This window comes from Streptomyces sp. NPDC002958 (genome assembly GCF_055563255.1).
On the sequence record NZ_JBVHDS010000008.1, the window covers coordinates 51,989 to 69,216 of the forward strand.

The window sequence follows — 17,228 nt, forward strand, 5'->3', positions numbered from 1 at the left end:
CGTCTTGGCTCGTCACATCTACAGCTGCCCGCTGCGCTGGTCGGACATGGATGCCTTCGGCCATGTGAACAACGTGGTCTTCCTCCGCTATCTGGAGGAGGCGCGTATCGACTTCATGTTCCGGCTGGCGCCCGGGGACGGCTCGCCGTCCTTCTCGGGCGGGTCCGTCGTGGCCCGGCACGAGATCGACTACGTACGGCCGCTGGTCCACCGGCACGAGCCGGTGACCGTCGAGTCGTGGGTCACGAAGATCGGCGCCGCGTCGCTGACGATCGCGTACGAGATCAAGGACCTGGACCAGGTGTACGTACGGGCCTCGACCGTCGTCGTGCCGTACGACCTGGCCGAGGAGCGGCCCCGGCGGATCTCCGCCGAGGAGAAGCTCTTCCTCCAGCAGTACCTGGCCGAGGAGCATGCCGCAGCATGACGGTGCCCGTGCGGTCACTGGAGTTCGCCGACGCGAGGGAGGCCGCGGATCTCGCGGCCTTCCTCGGTCGGCTGCTCCACTACGACCGGGCCGCCGTGGTGCGCATGCAGGCGGGCGGCAGTGCGTTGGCCGTGTTCGGCAGGCCGCCGTCGTTCGAGGTCCTGGCGATCCGGGCGGCGCGGCTGGCCGGCCCGCATGACTTCGACATCACGGTGTCCGCCGGGGAACTCCTCGAATCCCTCGATGTCGAGGGCACGGCAGCCGGTTCGGGCACTCTGCCCGCACCCGTCACCGGGCCGCCGTGGGCGGGTGTCCTCCCGCCCCGCGGCGGCTGGCGCGAACTGCCGGGCCTGCCCGACCCGGTCTCCCTGCGCACAGCGGTCACCGCCGCGGTGGCGGAGTTCCGCTCCCGCGACGAGGCGCTGCCCGAGGGCCGCCGTACCCGGGCGGAGCGGGACCTGATCGGCCGCGAGATCTGGTCGCGCACGGTCGCCGACACCGAACTTCCGCTGCGGGCCGTCCACGCCGCCCAGTCCCTGGGCTTCCTCCGCCCGGCGCCGGACTTCCCGATCGCTCTGCTCGCGGCCGGGTCCTGGCTGCGGCTGCGTACCCCGTTCGGCTCGATCGCCTTGCGCGGCCCGGGCAGCGGGCTCGGCACGCTCGCCGTTTCGGTGGGCGTGGGCTGAGCACCGGGCGTGGGCTGGGCGCCGGGGCGCGGGCTGGGCGCCGGGGCGCGGCCCGGGCAGCGGGCTCGGCACGCTTGCCGTTTCGGTGGGCGTGGGCTGAGCACCGGGCGCGGGCTGAGCACCGGGCTCGGGCTGGGCGCCAGGCACGGGCTGAGCACCGGGCACGGGCTGAGCGCCGGGCGTGGGCTGGGTGTCGGTCCGACGGCAGGACGACCTGTCCGGCTTCCCGGGCGGGTTGTTCGGTGTCCCACCGACTTCCTCACGGGCGCGGCTGGTCGTCCGGCCACACCCCGATGTGGTCCTGCTCCAGCTCCAGCATCACGCGGTGCTCCATTCCGAGCGCCTCCGTGTAGTCGGCGGGCAGTTGCAGCCGGCCCGCGCGGTCGAGCATCGCGTACTCCCGTGCCACCTGGGACTCCAGGCCCGTCGCCGCGTCGACCTCGGTGCGGCGCAGCACCTCGGAGGACGTACGGCCGTCGCGGATGGCGACCGTGCGGCGCACTTCGCCCGCCACCGCCTGGTCGTGCGTGACGATCACGATCGTGGTGCCCAGCTCCTCATTGGCGCGGCGGAAGGCGGCGAAGACCTGCTCGCCGGTGGCGGAGTCGAGTTCGCCGGTCGGTTCGTCGGCGAGCAGCACCGACGGGCTGTTGGCGAGCGCGACGGCGATCGCCACCCGCTGCTGCTGGCCGCCGGAGAGCTGCTGCGGGCGCCGGTCGCGGCATTCCTCCAGCTCCAGCATCCGGAGCAACGACTCTGCGCGCGCGGCCCGTTCACGGTTCCGGCCCCGGCCGCGCAGCTGCATCGGCAGGGTGATGTTCTGGACGGCGGTGAGGTACGGGAGCAGATTGCGGGCGGTCTGCTGCCAGACGAAGCCGACGACGTCCCGCCGGTAGCGGAGCCGTTCCTTCGGCCCCATCGACAGCAGATCGGACCCCGCGACCTTCGCCGACCCGGCCGTGGGCACGTCGAGGCCCGCCAGGATGTTCATCAGGGTCGACTTGCCGCTGCCGGACGCACCGACCAGGGCCATCAACTCGCCCTCGGTGACCAGCAGATCGAGCCCCTGGAGGGCCTGGACCTCCACCCCGTCCGTGGAAAAGATGCGGACCAGGCGGTCGCAGGCGATCAGCGCGTCGTGCCCGTACGAGGGCCGGTCGCGGCGTGCGGCGGCCCGCTGTTCGAGCTCGGCCAGCGTGGTGTCGGTCGATGGCGACGTCATCGGGGGTCTCCTGACCTGAGTTCGGTGATCGGTCCGCGGCGGCCGGCCCACCAGGCCTGGACGGCGGCCACCGCGGCGGCGAGGACGACCACGCCGAGCGCCGGGAGCGTCAGCGACCACGGGTCGGCCCGCAGCGAAACGGTCTCGTGCGAGCCGGAGCCGGGACCGGCAGAGAGTGCGAGGCTGACCAGGTCGACGCCCGGCGCCAGCAGGGCGATCGTCGCCCAGCCCACGAGCAGTCCGCCGACGGCGGCCAGCAGCGCCTGCGGCAGCGCTTCGAGGCCGAGGAGCCGTCTGCCCTGTCGGGCGGTGAGGCCCATGGTCCGCAGCCGGGCCAGCAGGGCGGTGCGTTCCGGTGCGGTCTGCAGCAGCGACAGCAGGACGGCGAGCAGGGCGTATCCCGCGCCGGCTGCGATCGCCGCCGCGTAGATCCCCTCGGCGCCCCGCTGCATCGGGGTGTCGACGAAGGCCTCGCGCTCCTCGGAGCGCAGCTGTACGGAGAAGTCCTTGCCCGCGTCGTGCGCCGCCGTGCGCAGCGCCTTCGCGTCCAGGGAGCCGCCGGTGACCAGCAGGGCGGTGGTCTGGCGGTGGGTGAGCGACGCGGCGTCGATGATCAGGAAGTCGCTGTCGGGGACGGCGGGAGTACGCGTGGCGGTACCCGCGACCTGAACCTTGAGGTAGCCGGCCGCCGTGGAGAGGTCGCGGGGCCCGTCGCCGAGCCGCTCGGCGACGGACGGCGAGGCGATGACGGGCAGCACCCGGTCCTTCGGCGGGGTCATCCCCTTCGACGCCGGGGATCCGGAGGCCTTCAACCGGTCGGCGGGGAACGCCCCGAGGCCGGTCGCGTGGGCCAGCCGGGCATACGCCGCCGGGTCGACACCCACCAGGGTGGCGCCCTTCGTGCGCTGGTCCCCGGCTCCGTCGGCGGGCAGCGGAATGCCGTACTCGATCTGCACGCGCGCCACCTCCTGCACGCCGCGCGCTTCCCGCACCTCCCGGATCAGCCGGTCCGGCAGCGGCAGGGAGTTGCCCGGTCCGCTGATCCGGGCGTCCGCGCCGGTCGCGCGCACCGCCGCGTCGTCCCGCGCGTCCGCGACACCCGCGAGCACCGAGCCGCCGAACGCCGCCGTGGTCAGCGCGATCAGCAGCGCGAGCAGCGGCAGCGTGCCGCCCCCCGAGGTGCGCCCGGCGCGGGCCAGCGACAGGAAACCGACCGCCCCGCGCCGCCGGGCGACGGAGCGCGAGGCGAGACGCAGCGGCAGCGGATGGAGCCGTACGAGGACCAGGGCGGCGATCAGCCCGACGAGCACCGGGGCGGCGCTGACCAGCAGGTCGCCGCTGCCGTCGGACCCCGTACCGCGTTGGCGCAGGGCGACGACCGCGCCGACGGCCAGCGCCAGCAGGGTGAGTTCGGCGACCGTGCGCTGCCGCGACGGGCGGGCGTTCATCAGGTCGTCGCGGGCACCGTGCAGCTGCGGTCTGCGGTGCGGCAGTGTCGTACACAGCGGCAGGGCGACACAGACCAGTGCGGCGATGGCGGCCGCCCCGGCGACCGAGGGCCACAGCCGGGCCTGCCCGATGGTCAGTACGGCGATCAGCAGACCCAGCGCCGCCGCGGGCACCGCGGTCACCACCGTCTCGGCGAGCAGCCGTCCGCCGATCCCGCGCAGTGATCCGCCGCGCGAGCGCAGCAGGGCCAGTTCGCTGCGGCGCCGCCCTCCGATCAGCCCGACGGTCATCAGCAGGACGACGCCGGCGACGGCTCCGATGCCCACGGCGGCGACCGTGACGATCGGGCCGATCGCCGTACGCAGGGTGTCGTACCGGGTGAGGATCTCGTCCAGGTCGGTCGTGAGCGAGGCGTTGTTGCCGGCCGCCGCACGCAGCTTCACCAGCCCGGGACCGCCCTCCAGCGAGGCGATCGACGAGCGCAGTTGCGCCACGTCGGTGGCGGTGAGGTCGGAGACGTCCGGTGCGATCCGCCAGAATGCTTCCGGCTGGCCGAAGGTGGAGAGCAGCGCGGGCGCGGCGTCCGGCGGCAGCAGGACGGCGCCGGACCAGTAGTAACGCGGGGCTTCCCGCGACGGTTTGGGGACCAGGGCGGGGGTCCGCAGCAGCGGCTGGGCCGACCAGTAGGTGGCCTCGGAACGCTCCGGGGTGATGATGCCGGTGATCCGCACGGTCAGTCGTGTCCCGCTCTGCGTCGGTACGGAGATGGCCGAACCGGTCGTGATCCGCAGGGCTTTCGCCGTCTCCTCGGTGACCGCGCCCTCCACCTCCGGCCCGTCCGCCGTGACCTTGCCGCGGACGGTGGGCCATGTCCCCGCGTGCAGGGTGGCGTGATCCGGGAGAGCCGGCAGGGTCGAGTAGGTCAGCACGGGGTCGATGCCGTTGGGCCGGGGCAGCCAGCCCTCCTGCGCGGCGATCGGGTTGCCGGTGCGGAAGCCGTACGAGGACTGGGCGGTGTCGGGCCGCACCGCATCGGGCAGCCCGGACAGCACCTTGCGATGGACGGCCGCCAGCGACGCCTCACGCACCGCTGCCGCACGCGTCGTCCGGGACAGTTGCAGATCCGGCTGCGGCGCGCTCAGCTGCAGCACACTGAGCCGGGGGTCCGAGGCGGAGACGCCATGGCGCAGCCCCTCGCTCTCGTAGCGGTCCACGGCACGCGGGAAAGCGGCGGCGAGGAACGCCGTCAGCAGCACCAGCAGCCCGAGCGCCCAGGCCGCGCCGGGTGCGGTACGCAGCCGGGTACGGACCCAGGGCGCACAGGAAGCGGGCGCGCGACGGCCTCGATCGGAACGCGGGCTCATATCAGTTGTCCCCCTGGTGGCGCAGCGAGGTCGCGGGGTCGGCGCCGCGCAGGGCGAGCAACGCGACGATCACCAGCGGCAGCGCGGCGACACCGGCCAGCAACGCCGCGATCTGCCCGGCCGGCAGCTGCACCAGCACCGGGGGCACCGGCGGGGTGGCCTGCCCGGTCAGGACGATCAGCGGCACGACAGCGCGGTTCAGTACGGCCCCGAGCGCGACCCCGACCAGCAGCGCGATCGCGATCAGCACCCCCTGCTCGGCGGCGATCATCCGGGTCAGCCGTCGGCGTGGCGTCCCCAGCGCCCGCAGGACGGCGAACTCCGCGTTCCGTTCGCGCTGCGCGCCGACGGCGCTCACCGCGAAGCCGACCGCGGCCAGGGCCGCAGCGACGACGGCCACCGCGGGCAGCGCGGCCTGCGGCCCGGCGCCCAGCGGATCGCTGACCAGCTCCTGTGCGATCTCGTCACGCACCTGGACCTGCGTCGGATCGGTGTCGGGCTGTGCCCGCAGTGCGGCGGCGACCTTTCCGGTCTGTCCGGGGACGGTGCTCAGCCACCACTCGGTGGGGGTGAGCACCGCGTTCGGGCGGTGCGAGAAGACCTGGCCGACGGCCCTGAAGTCGAGCAGCAGGGCTCCGCCGTCCCGGGCCCGGTCGGTGCCGCTTCCGGTACCGGCACCGGGGGCATGGGAGGCGGCTCCGGTGCCCGTGGTCGGCAGCTGGTGCACCGCCTTCACGATCTTCACCCGGATCGTCTCGCCGGCCAGCGTGACATCGACGCTCTGTCCCTCCTTCGCCCCTGCGGCCTTGAGATAGGCGTCGGTGGCGATGGCGTTCAGCGCCGGGGCCTTGGCGCGGGCCACGGCGGCCCGCACGGTGAAGGACGGGGTCCAGTCCATCGAGTACTCATCAGCGGCGGAACCGGTCGTGTACCCGAAGGCCAGCGGGGTCTTCGCGGAGGCGGTCGCGTGCACCGGCCGGCCCGGCTGCGTCTCACCGGAACCGGCGGCGGTCAGCGTGGCGTTCCAGCCGAACCCGTCGGGCACCGGGACCGGCTGTTCGGTGCCATCGGCCGTCACGGTCCTCAGGGCGCTGATACCGACCCGGTGCGTCTCGCTCCGGCCGGCCGGCCGGTTGCCGTCCAGCTCGAACCCGGTCACGGCCAGGTCGCCCGAGGCCGCCACCGGGAACGCGAACGGATGCGCTTTCCCGTCGACGGGTACGGTTCCGGCCGGCACCCGGTACACAAGGCCGTAACGGTCCTCCAGCAGCACGGTGACGAGCGGCGTGGTGCCGGACGGGGACGGCCCCCCGGGCGCCCCGGCCGCCGTGATCCGCACGTCGAACCGGACCTGCTCGCTGTTCTTCGGCAGGAGCAGCCCGGCTCGTGCGGTCCTCGGTGGGGTGAGCGAGTCGAACAGCTGCTCCTGCGGCCGGTCGCTGAGGTCGCCGCGCATCAGCATCCGCTCGTCGGCGTGCTCGGTGTCCAGGACGAGGACGTCGGCCGTGCGTTCACCGGAAAGCTCCGAGGTCGTACGGACCGCGGGCGCCGCCTCCCGTACGCCCGGCATCCGCGCATACGCGCCTGCCTTCGCCGGATCGCCCTCGACTCCGCCCACCATGCGCAGCGACGCACCGGCCCTGAAGTCCGCCTGGTCGCCCTGCGAACGGTCCCAGGACGCGCGCTGCCCGATCGCCAGCATGCCCATGGCGACCGACAGGATCAGCAGCAGCACCGGCCCGGCGTTGCGCAGCGGGCGCCGGCTGAACTGCCAGCCGGCCAGGGCTGTGATCAGCCCCCGGCCGCCGGCCGCACGGCGTTCCGCGAGCCTGGCCGCGGGCGGCAGCAGCCGTAGTGTCAGCACGGTGCCCGCGAGCAGCAACAGGGCGGGAGCCGCGACCAGCAGCGGATCGATACCGAGACCGCCCTGCCGGTCGCCGCTCAGCGCGCCGCTGCCGGAACCCGTGGTCTGGCGGTCGAGCTGCCAGTACGCCACCGCCGCGATCACCAGCAGGCCGATGTCGGCGCCCGCCCGGAGCGACGCGGGCAGCGCGGCGGCACGGCGGGGACGCCCCTCCCCGGCACCGGCCGCCAGCGCGGGCGCCACGACGGCCAGCGCACATGTCAGCGCGGCGACGGCGGCGACCAGCCACACGGTGGCGGTGGCGCCCCCGTCGAGCCGCAGCCCGATCCGGGACATGGCGCCGCGGTCCGCGAGCAGCCGGGTCAGCGGTCCGGTGAGCAGCGGCGCGAGGAGCGCGGCGGGCAGTGCCAGCAGCAGCGCCTCGATCGCGGCGAACGCGGTGATGCGGCCGCGCGATCCGCCGCGGGCCCGCAGCAGCCGGGTCTCTCCGTCACGCTCGCTGCTCAGCAGCCGGGCCACCAGCAGCAGCGCGTATCCCGCGAGCAGCACCAGCTGGACGGCCACGATCATCAGCGTCGAGCGGGAGACCAGCAGCGCCCGGTCGATCTGCTCCAGCACCTGGGGGAGCGAGGTCTGCACGGTGGCCCCGCTCCTGAACTCCGGCGCGGCCTGCAGCCTCTTCGGAGCAGCCGTGGCGGCGCTGTGCAGCGTGTCCATCCGGCCCGTGGTGACCGTGCGGAAGTCGGCGGTCGCCAGCCAGGACATCTCGCCGGAGCTGATCCGTCCGGAACCGGTCACGGCAGGGTCGGTGAGCAGCGGACCGTACGTCGTGAAGGAGACCTTGCGTACGCCGCGCCCGCCGAGCTCGTCCAACTGCCAGTACGGGTCGGCCTGGTCGGACACCTCGTACACCCCGGTGACCAGGACACGCAGCGGCTTGTCGTCCAGCCGGTCGGTGAGGGTGAGCCGCGCGCCGGGCCTCAGCTTCAGAGCCAGAGCGGCGGGGCGAGGCAGGGCGACCTGAACGGGATCGTCCGCCTTTGTGCTCCCGGCCGCCGGCATGTGGCCCTCGGTGAGGCGGATGCGGCTGCGGTCCAGCGAGGCGAAGTGGGTGAGATCCGGTTCGGCACCCCGGACATCCGGAGCCCGCAGACCACGCGGCAGCGCGTACGCCCCCGACGTCTCCAGCGTCCGGACGGTCACGGGAAGGCCGTCGAAGGTGTCCCGGGCGGTTCGCCGGGCGGTCGCGTCGGCCGCGTCCCGCTGCGCGGGCGCCACCGACGCGGACATGACGAGGGAGGCGGCGACAGCCGACCGGTGGGTGAGGGAGTGACGCAGCGCCGCGTCGCCGATGGAGCCGGAGAAGGCGGTGAGCGCGGCCAGTACGGAGGTGGTGAGCAGGACGGCGAGGACAGCGGCGGCGAGCAGGAGCCGGTAGGCCCTCACTCGAAGAAAGACGAACCCCGTCACATGCGCCCCCCTGGACCCTCAACACCACGCACGCCCCCCGGCGTTGCAGGGATGCTTTCAGTCGTACCTGCTGTTGGAAACCGCTTGCGTGCACAACTTGATGGGATCGTGACCGTTTATCGGCGCCGAAGGAGCGCATTCCGCACCCCATGGACCCGATGGAAGGGGAAAGGCGAGCGTTCTCAGCCCTCGGTGTTGATCATCGAGGCGGCGGCATAGGTGAGGTAGTCCCACAACTGACGCTCGTGCTCCGGCGCCAGCCCCAGCTCGTCGAGGGCGACCCGCATATGGCTCAGCCACGCATCGTGCGCCGCCCGGTCCACCCGGAACGGGACGTGCCGCATCCGCAGCCGGGGATGTCCGCGCCGCTCACCGTAGGTACGGGGCCCACCCCAGTACTGCATCAGGAACAGCCTGAACCGCTCCTCGGCCGGACCCAGATCCTCCTCCGGGTACATCGGCCGGAGCAGCGGGTCCTCGGCGACCCCCTGGTAGAAGCGGTGCACCAGACGCCGGAAAGTCTCCTCACCGCCGACCTGCTCGTAGAAGGTCTGCTCCTGCAGCGTGTCGCGCGGAATCTCTGTCACCGGTCCATCGTCGCAGACGCACCGGCCGAGGACCGGGGCCCTAGGTCTTCGTCGATCTGCCGTCTGCCGTGCGACGCCCTTCGGGCGGCGACGGCCGTTCGACGACAGGACCTGCCCCGGCCCGGTTTCTGGCCCCGGGGTCTCCGGCGCAGGAAGGTGGAGGTATGGACGACGCGCACCCTGATCAGTTCGCCGCGGCTGCCGCCGAGGAGCGGTGGGCGATGGTGCGCCGGATCGTGGCCGGCGGGGCGCTGGCGGACCCGGAATGGCTGGCCGCGTTCGAGGAGGTGCCGCGGCATCTGTTCGTGCCGTACTACTTCGTGGGCGGCGGATTCGATCGCCTGTGGTGCGAGGACCCCGACCCGGTCCGGCGGGCCCGGTGGCTGCAAGGGGCGTACGCGGACGGGGCGCTCGCCACCCGGATCCGGGACGGTGAGCTGATCTCGTCGTGCAGCCAGCCGTCGCTGATGGCCCGGATGCTCGAGGAGCTGGACGTACGGGAAGGGCACCGGGTCCTGGAGATCGGCGCGGGCAGCGGCTACAACGCGGCACTGCTCGCACACCGGCTCGGTGACGACGCCGTGACCACTGTCGACCTCGACCCGGAGATCACCGAGTCGGCCCGCCGGCACCTGGCGGCGGCCGGATACCACCCGGCGGTGATCACCGGTGACGGGGCGCGGGGCTGGCCCCCGCGCGGCCCGTACGACCGGATCATCGTGACCTGCACCCTGCCGTGTGTACCGCAGGCATGGCTGGACCAGTGCACGCCGGGCGCACGGATACTGGCGCCGTTCGCCACCGGACTGATCTCGCTGTGGGTACGGGAAGGGGCGCACGGGAAGTACGCCGAGGGCCGGTTTCTGCACACGCCCGCGTACTTCGTCCCGCTGCGCGGCGCACCGCCGCAGCCCGTACGGCGCCCGCACACCCGCGCATTGCCCAGGCGCGTCAGCGAGAACGAGCTCTTCCAATTCCTGCTGACGCTGACCGGGGCCACCCTCGACCCGCGCGAGGCCCTCTCCCTCTGGCAGCGCGAGCGGTGCCCCGAGCGGCAGAGGTTCGGCATCACGGTCCGGGACGGGCGGCAGTGGGCCTGGCTGGACGACCCCGAGGGGCCGTACGCCTGGCCACTGCCCCACGGGTAGCGGGTTCAGCCTCGGTGGACCGTGATCGTCGTCCACGCCCCGACATGCACCTGGTCGCCGTCCTGGAGCGGGACGGGGACATAGGGCTGGATCGGGTCCTCGGCGCCATTGAGCGTGGTGCCGTTGGTGGAGTTCTGGTCGACCACCGCCCAGCCGCCGTCGGGCTGCTGCACCAGCACCGCGTGCTGGTGCGAGACGCCCGGGTCCTCCGGCGGCACGGACAGATCGATGTCGGGGGACTCGCCGGTGCTCTGCCTGCGGCGACCGATGGTGATCTGGTTGCCGGTCAGCGGAAGCCGCTGCTCCGGGGAGTACGCGGGCAGGTTGAGCCCGGTCGCCTCGGGGCCGCTGCGCTGCATCATCGCCAGGAAGTACTCACGGTCCGGGGCGATGACCGCGGTCCAGCTCGCGGGCGGCTGGTTCTGATCCCGACCCGGGAACGGCGGTTGCTGCTGCGGGGCAGGCGGCTGCGGCGCCTGGGTACGGGACGGCGGCGACAGCATCCAGTCGTCGTCGTCGGACTGCGGCGCCTGCGGCTGCGGTGGGGCAGGCGGCTGCGGTGCGGGCGGCTGCGGGGCAGGCGGACCGGGCTGCTCGAACGCGGGCGGCGCCGACTGCTGCTGGAACGGCGCGGGCGGCGCCGACTGCTGCTGGAACGGGGGCGGCGCGGTCTGCTGCTGGAAGGACGGCGGAGGCGGTGACCCCTGCTGCTGGAACGGCTGCGGCGGCTGCGGCGACTGCGGCCCCGGCACCGGGGGCCCGGGGCGGTCTTCCTGGTCGGGGGAGAGCGGCTCGGCCGGGCGGTTCATCTGTGAGGGCCGCGAGCCCTGGTACTCGAACGGATCGCGCTGCTGCTGGGGGCCCGGCGGCTGCTGCCGCTGGAAGCCGGGCGGCAGGCTGAGACCGGGCGGAGGGCTGGGAACGCTGTGGGACGGGGCCAGCGGCGTGTACGACGTCGCGGTGTTCGTGAGGAAGTTCCAGCGGCACTCCTCGCAGAACGGCGCCATCGCCTCACGCGGCGTGCGGCACTGCGGGCAGAGCTCGGCCTGCTGGTTCGCATCCGGGCCGGGCCCCTGCGGGAAGCCGTAACCGGGAGCGGGCGGCGGGGGAGGCGGCGGCGGGACCGCACCCGCAGGCGCGCCCGCCCCGGCCATGCGATGGCCGCAGACCTCGCACCAGTCCTCGGAACCCGACTGGTGTCCGTTCGGGCAGGTCGGCATGTCGGCGCTTCCTCCTCTCCTCGTCCGGCCCCGGGGGCCGTCATTTTGTGTTGCTCTTCGCCACCCGGCAAAACGCTCCGGCCGGGCGGCTCGTGTGGTTATTTCTTGACGCGAACGGTCTTGGTGGAGCGTGTTTCGAGTGTCATCGAGTCGGCCTCCGCGACCTTCGCCTTCAGTCGCACAGTACCGGTCGCCGCGTCGACGACGTCCACCACCTTCGAAAGCAGTTTCGCAGTGTCCTCGTTCCCGGAAGCCGATGCCAGCTGCACCGCACGGCCCAGTTTCGCGGTCGCGCCGTCGAAGTCTCCCGACTTGCGGGCATCGAGCCCCTGCTGGATGACCTGTGCCAGTTCCGCCTGGCCCGTGTAGTGCGCGACCTGCGGGTTGATCGAGGTGGACGCCACCATGTCTTCCGTCCACACCGCCCGCACCAGGCCCTGGGAAAGCGTCTGCGGGACCCCGCCCGACGGGTCGGGGAGGATCAACGAGACCCGGGACGCCAGCATCTCCTGCCCGATCCCGGCCTCCGGCACCTGTACGCACACGTGGTAGTCGCGGGACTCGTCGCCCCAGGAACCCGTGGGGTAGTCCCCGGCGCGAGTGCCCGCCTCGGTGCGGCGGCCGGTCAGATCGACGACCGTCGGTGCGACCTGTTTCACAAACTTGATCTCGACCCCGACGGGCGTCCAGAGCCGCAGCGCGACATCCGCGACCTCCTTGCCCATCGCGTTCTCCATCATCTGCGTGAAGTCCGCGGCCAGCCCTGCCGGGTCGGCGACGATGTCGGCCGTGCCGAGCAGCGCGGAGGCAATGGCTGTGACCTCCTTCACCTCCCAGTCGGTGCCGACGCCCCGGGCGTCACAGGTGAAGCGGCCCGCGCAGGATTCGAGCGCGGCCCGCAGGTCCTCCGGCGCCTCGTGCTCGTTGCGGCCGTCGGTGAGGAGGATGCCGTGCCGTATCTCCACATCGGCGGCGCCGAGCAGCCGGTCGGCCAGTCGCAGCCAGGTGCCGATCGCCGTACCGCCACCGGCGCTGAGCGCCCGCAGGGCCCCCTTCGCCTGGGCCTTGGTCCGCGCGTCGGCGACGGCGAGCCGGCCGTTGCCCGGGTAGATCTCCTTGGCGATGTGCGTGCCGCCGACCACAGCGAACGAGGTGCCGTCGCGCAGGGTGTCGACGGCCGCGGCCGTCGCATCGCGGGCATTGCGCATCTTCGTCGGCGGATAGTCCATCGAACCGGAGCAGTCGACCATGATCACCACGGCGGCGTTCGGCGCCTGCCCCGCTGCGTACGTGGGCGTCGCGGCCGCACCGGACAGTGGAATACCGCCGGTGGTGCCGCCTCCGGTCGAGGTGACCGTGACGATTGCGTTGACCTCGCGACCGCCCTCCGGCAGATATTCGTTCTGGTACACCTCGACGGAGAACCGCGGCACGTTCGACTTGGAGAAGTTGGCCATCTGATCGGCTCCTTGAGGCTCCAGGTGTCAGATGAAGACAGCTGTGAGGGCAGAAATTACGTCGGTGAACGCGGGTGAGGCGGGAAAACGGGTGAGTGTGGGTGAAGGCGGCAGGGGCGGAGGGAAACGGAATCAAGCGTTACGGAACGGGGCTCATGTGGTGCCGCAGGCCGATCCTGCCCCCTGCGGCGGCACGGCGAACGGCAGCAGAGCCACTGTTACGTTGTCGTGGCCCCCACCGTCGAGTGCATGACCCACCAGCACCTGCGCGCCGTGCAGCGGTCGCAGCTGTGCATCGGCCGGCACCGCGGCGGCCATCTCGGCCGCCGACTCCGCGTAGTTCCACAGGCCGTCCGTGCACACCACCACGAGACCCGACCGGTCAGGTTTGAAGGACGCGGTGTGCGGCTCCAGTTCGTACGCGTCGGCGCCGAGCCAGCCCGTGATGGCATGGGCGCGCGCGTCGGCGTACGCCTCGGCCTCGTTCATCAGACCCGCCGCCACCATTTGCGCGGCCCAGGAGTCGTCCTCGGTCAGCCGGGCGGGCGGGCTGGTGCGGTCGTCCGGCACCCAGTAGACGCGGCTGTCGCCGACCCAGCCGACGACCAGCAGGCCGCCCGCCATGACCGCGCCGACCAGGGTGCACGCCGGGGCGTTCTGGTGGCGGTGCGGGTCGTGCTCCATGGCCCGGCCGGGCTCCTCGGCCAGGGAGTTGACCGACTCGGAGGCGGCGACGATCGCCTCGTGCATGGCCTGCTGCGGATGGGTGCCGCGAGGAAGGGACTCCAGCAGCGCTTCGTTGGCGGCGCTCGCGGCGGCCGCCGACGCCTCGTCGGGGCGGCTGGCCGATGAGACACCGTCGCAGACGATCGCGACGACGGCCGGCGAACCGTCGGGCAGGGAGGTGGTCGACACCGCGAACGAGTCCTCGTTGCGGTGATGGCGCAGGCCCCGGTCGCTGACGGCGGCGACCGATTCGAGCTCCTGCTCCATGTGGTCGCGCTCGCGCGGCTGGGCGTGACCACAGTTCTCGCAGTAGCCGTCGGTGTCGACACGACCGGCTCGGCAGGCCACACACAGTTTGGTACCGGCCGGCGGCGCGGACGACGGCTTGGCGGCGGGGGTACGGGGGTCGGGCGCCGGCGCCTCGGCGGACGGCGTGGACCCGGGCGCGGCTTTGGGCATGGACGACGGTGCGGGCGTCCCGGGCGCGGCTCCGGGCGTGGACGACGGTGCGGCTTCGGGCGCGGCCCCGGGCGAGGCCAGTTCGAAGTCGCCCGATCCGCCCGGCCCGTCGAAGCGGAACTCTGCAGGGCCGCCCGCCGGAGTGCGGGCGGCCGTCGCCGCGCCGTTCTCCGCCGGCACGGCCATGGCGATCGTGGGGTGGTCCTGCGGCGGCGTGGGCACGGCCGACAGGTCGTACCCGCACGCACCGCAGAACAGGTCCCCCGGCTCCAGCGGCTCCTCGCAGCCGGGACACTTCGACAAGGCCGTCTCCTGGGGCTTCTGCGACATTTTCACACCCACGTCCGGGGGCGGAAACGGTTGGCCCGCTCCACCAGTTCGATCCTCTCGTCGCCGGGCTCTGCAAGCCGGGCGAGCATCCGGTACGAACGCTCCAGCCCGAAACGCAGGCCGCGCTCGTCCAACTCACTGCCGAGCAGCGTTCTCGGCCCGTGCGACCCCGCAGACGCGTGCGGTTGCAGGGCCGAGGACCGAGCCGTGGGACTACCGGAGAGTACCCAGTCGAGCGCCGTTCCCAGCACCTCTGTCGACAACTGTTCGCGACGCACCGCGTCCAGACCGAAACCGGCCAGTTCCGAGACCTGGGCCGAGGCGGCCATCAGATCGACGATCAGAGGTTCGTCCGGGGCACGTCCACGCAGCCGGGCGCGCACCGCGGCGACCCGGGCCGCCGTGTAGTGGATCGACGCCTCAGGCACGGACTCCAGCGCCCTGACGGCCCCGGCCCGGTCCCCGGCGGCGATCTGCACCCGGGCCAGGCCGAAGGCGGCGCTGACGAAGCTCGGGTCGGTCGTCCACACCAGGCGGTAGTACTCGGCGGCGTTGTCCAGCTGGCCCAGGACCTCCGCGCAGATCCCCAGCGCCAGCTTGGGCGCCGGCTCACCGGGGAACGCGTCGTACACCGCGTCGAAGGAGAGCGCCGCGTTCTCGTTGTCACCGGTCACCAGTGAGGTGACGCCGCGGTACCAGACGACCCGCCAGTCGTCCGGGTACTGGCCCTCCAGTGCCCTCAGCGTCTGCCCGGCCGCGCCGAGTTCATTCATCTCCAGGCGGGCGCGCAGCTCACGCAGCCGGGTCTCCAGCGAGGCCACGGGCACGGCGTTCAGCGCTGCGATCAGTTCGGAGGGGGCGGTGGTCATCAGCCCGGCGAGGAAACCCGCGTTGGGGTCGCTCGCATCGACCCGGGGCACGGGCAGCGCGAGCGAGGTGGACCGGGCGTCGAACCAGGTCGGCCGGGGGCCGTTCGGGAGGTTCGGGACGTACGGCCCCGACAGCGCAGCGGGGTCGGCGTCCGGGAAGACCCGGGGGGCAGGAATCGCGGCCTGGGCCTGCGCGTACGAGAAGGTCGCGCCGCTCTGAAGGGCCGCGCCGCTCTGGCCCGGCCCATTGCCGGCCTGTACGTGGGTGGGCGGCGGCGCGGTCAGCGGACCGGCACTCGCCGCGGCGTAGCCGGGCGCGGACGGAACACCCGCGGGCAGCGCGCCCGGCCCCGGCACCGCGAACGGCACGGCGGCCGCGCCCGCGGTCGCGGTCGCACCGAGCGTCGCCCCGTTCCGCCGCCGCTCGAAGCGACCGGACGACACCGGAGCGGCAGCCCGTGCCCCCAGTCGCGACACATCGCCCGTCAGCTCGGCGAACAACTGCGTGTCCGTGACCCGTACTTCCGTACCGAACAACGTTGATAGCGCCGGTCGCGGCCGCCCCGTCTGCAACGACACCACCTCGCGCAGCACACCCGTCAGCTGCTCCGCCATCTCCGCCGCCGAGGCGAACCGCCGCGCCGGATCCGGGTCGGTGGCCCGCACCAGCAGCCGGTAGAACGACTCATAGGTCCGGAACACCTCGATGTTGTCCGGGTCCGGCAGCGAGTCCACGAAGACGTTGGTGTAGCCCTGGAAGTCGAAGGTGAGCACCGCGAGCGTCCGCGCGACCGTGTACAGATCGGAGGCGACCGACGGGCCGACCTCCGCGACCTCCGGCGCCTGATATCCCACCGTGCCGTAGATGGCCGACTCGTCGTCGTCCATTCTGCGGACCGCGCCCATGTCGATCAGCTTCAGCTGGTCCTCGGTCTGGATCGCGTTGTCGACCTTGAAGTCGCAGTACAGCAGGTTGCGGCTGTGCAGATGGCCGAGCGCCTCCAGCGCCTCGATGCCGTACGCGCACGCCTGCTCGACCGGCAGCGGATCGCGCTTCCCGGCCGGGGTGCGGCGCTCGTTCGCGATCTGCTTGAGCGCCTTGCCGCCGACGTACTCCATCACGATGTAGCCGTCGAGCGAGCCGGTGCGCTGGTCGAGATGCTCGACGAAGTTGTAGATCCGGACAATGTTGGAGTGCTCGATCTCGGCGAGGAACCGGCGCTCCGAGATGGCGGCGGCCATGGCGTCCTGGTCACCGGTGTCGAGCAGGCCCTTGAGGACCACCCAGCGGTCCGACACCGCACGGTCGACCGCGAGATAGACCCAGCCGAGCCCGCCGTGCGCCAGACAGCCCACGACCTCGTACTGGCCGTGCACGATGTCGCCACCGGTGAGTTTGGGCACGAAGGAGTACGGGTGGCCGCACTTGGTGCAGAACCCCTCCGTACGGCCCGCCCGTTCACCGCGGGCCCGGCCCACCGGGGCCCCGCAGTCGGAACGCGAACAGAAACGCTTCCGCTCCGGGACCTCCGGGTTCTGCATCACCGCCGTGCGCGGGTCGGGACGCGGCACGTCCGGCACCTGCACCAGGCCCGCGCCCAGTCGTCCACGGCCGGACGCGCCCGTGGACGAACCGGAGGAACGCACCGACACCGAACGGGACGTGGCGCCACCGGACAGCGAACGCGAGAGCCGCCCCGAAACGGAACGCCGCGAGGTCGACGAGCGGGACGAGGACCGCGAGGAGGCCCGGGACGACGACCGCGAACTGCTGTCGCTGCCCCGGATTCCCCCGCTGCCCCGCCCGCCCCTGCTGCTCGCATCGCCGCCGCCCGCGATCCCGGTGGGCGGCGAGCTCACCATGCCACTCGGCGAGACGACCGGAGCCAGACCGCAGGTGTCGCAGTACAGCTCACCGCCGCCCACATCCTCATAACTGCCCTCGCACGC

At 72.8% G+C, this 17,228-nt stretch carries 12 protein-coding genes; 4 read left to right on the top strand and 8 right to left on the bottom strand.

All coding sequences use genetic code 11. The features are described from left to right. Positions 1-4: 4 nt before the first annotated feature. Together ACZ3IC_RS16555 and ACZ3IC_RS16560 are read left to right on the top strand one after the other, a co-directional pair. Positions 5-427, top strand: coding sequence for an acyl-CoA thioesterase (locus ACZ3IC_RS16555; RefSeq protein WP_467416795.1), 423 nt, complete (start codon positions 5-7; stop codon positions 425-427). Further along, positions 424-1,113: a DUF8010 domain-containing protein gene (locus tag ACZ3IC_RS16560; RefSeq protein ID WP_467416798.1), complete on the top strand. Its 690-nt coding sequence runs from the start codon at positions 424-426 to the stop codon at positions 1,111-1,113. The genes ACZ3IC_RS16555 and ACZ3IC_RS16560 overlap by 4 nt, the downstream gene beginning before the upstream one ends. Before the next feature lie 259 nt (positions 1,114-1,372). On the opposite strand, the gene ACZ3IC_RS16565 is transcribed toward ACZ3IC_RS16560, so the two are convergent. The 4 genes from ACZ3IC_RS16565 to ACZ3IC_RS16580 form a co-directional block, all read right to left on the bottom strand. Further along, positions 1,373-2,335: an ABC transporter ATP-binding protein gene (locus ACZ3IC_RS16565; RefSeq protein ID WP_467416800.1), complete on the bottom strand. Its 963-nt coding sequence runs from the start codon at positions 2,333-2,335 to the stop codon at positions 1,373-1,375. Continuing rightward, on the bottom strand, positions 2,332-5,148 hold the full coding sequence (locus tag ACZ3IC_RS16570; protein ID WP_467416803.1) for an FtsX-like permease family protein: 2,817 nt from the start codon (positions 5,146-5,148) through the stop codon (positions 2,332-2,334). Before ACZ3IC_RS16570 ends, ACZ3IC_RS16565 begins: the two co-directional genes overlap by 4 nt. 1 nt (position 5,149) lies before the next feature. Next, positions 5,150-8,482, bottom strand: coding sequence for an FtsX-like permease family protein (locus ACZ3IC_RS16575; RefSeq protein WP_467416806.1), 3,333 nt, complete (start codon positions 8,480-8,482; stop codon positions 5,150-5,152). Between the two features lie 182 nt (positions 8,483-8,664). Further along, positions 8,665-9,069, bottom strand: coding sequence for a globin (locus tag ACZ3IC_RS16580; RefSeq protein WP_467416808.1), 405 nt, complete (start codon positions 9,067-9,069; stop codon positions 8,665-8,667). A gap of 164 nt (positions 9,070-9,233) precedes the next feature. Between ACZ3IC_RS16580 and ACZ3IC_RS16585 the strand changes: the two genes are divergently transcribed. Further along, on the top strand, positions 9,234-10,217 hold the full coding sequence (locus ACZ3IC_RS16585) for a methyltransferase domain-containing protein (protein ID WP_467416810.1): 984 nt from the start codon (positions 9,234-9,236) through the stop codon (positions 10,215-10,217). A 5-nt stretch (positions 10,218-10,222) separates the two neighbouring features. Here the strand turns inward: ACZ3IC_RS16585 and ACZ3IC_RS16590 are convergent, their stop codons facing one another. From ACZ3IC_RS16590 to ACZ3IC_RS16605, 4 genes are all read right to left on the bottom strand, one after another. Next, a complete protein-coding gene (locus ACZ3IC_RS16590; RefSeq protein ID WP_467416813.1) occupies positions 10,223-11,437 on the bottom strand; it encodes an FHA domain-containing protein in 1,215 nt (404 codons plus the stop codon). A 98-nt stretch (positions 11,438-11,535) separates the two neighbouring features. After that, positions 11,536-12,894, bottom strand: coding sequence for a vWA domain-containing protein (locus tag ACZ3IC_RS16595; protein ID WP_467416814.1), 1,359 nt, complete (start codon positions 12,892-12,894; stop codon positions 11,536-11,538). Positions 12,895-13,047: 153 nt separating this feature from the next. Beyond that, entirely contained in the window at positions 13,048-14,409 is a 1,362-nt protein-coding gene (locus ACZ3IC_RS16600; RefSeq protein WP_467416816.1) for a protein phosphatase 2C domain-containing protein, read from the bottom strand. Positions 14,410-14,411: 2 nt separating this feature from the next. Continuing rightward, the gene (locus tag ACZ3IC_RS16605; RefSeq protein WP_467417191.1) at positions 14,412-16,925 is read right to left on the bottom strand and encodes a serine/threonine-protein kinase; all 2,514 of its coding nucleotides are present in this window, start codon (positions 16,923-16,925) and stop codon (positions 14,412-14,414) included. Here ACZ3IC_RS16605 and ACZ3IC_RS16610 point away from each other — a divergent pair. Then, positions 16,903-17,214: a hypothetical protein gene (locus tag ACZ3IC_RS16610; RefSeq protein ID WP_467416818.1), complete on the top strand. Its 312-nt coding sequence runs from the start codon at positions 16,903-16,905 to the stop codon at positions 17,212-17,214. The genes ACZ3IC_RS16605 and ACZ3IC_RS16610 overlap by 23 nt on opposite strands. Positions 17,215-17,228: the final 14 nt, after the last annotated feature.

Coding starts and splice junctions, on each gene's coding strand:
- ACZ3IC_RS16560 (WP_467416798.1), top strand. CDS start 424: ATGACGGTGCCCGTGCGGTCACTGGAGTTCGCCGACGCGAGGGAGGCC.
- ACZ3IC_RS16585 (WP_467416810.1), top strand. CDS start 9,234: ATGGACGACGCGCACCCTGATCAGTTCGCCGCGGCTGCCGCCGAGGAG.
- ACZ3IC_RS16590 (WP_467416813.1), bottom strand. CDS start 11,437: ATGCCGACCTGCCCGAACGGACACCAGTCGGGTTCCGAGGACTGGTGC.
- ACZ3IC_RS16570 (WP_467416803.1), bottom strand. CDS start 5,148: ATGAGCCCGCGTTCCGATCGAGGCCGTCGCGCGCCCGCTTCCTGTGCG.
- ACZ3IC_RS16600 (WP_467416816.1), bottom strand. CDS start 14,409: ATGTCGCAGAAGCCCCAGGAGACGGCCTTGTCGAAGTGTCCCGGCTGC.
- ACZ3IC_RS16565 (WP_467416800.1), bottom strand. CDS start 2,335: ATGACGTCGCCATCGACCGACACCACGCTGGCCGAGCTCGAACAGCGG.
- ACZ3IC_RS16595 (WP_467416814.1), bottom strand. CDS start 12,894: ATGGCCAACTTCTCCAAGTCGAACGTGCCGCGGTTCTCCGTCGAGGTG.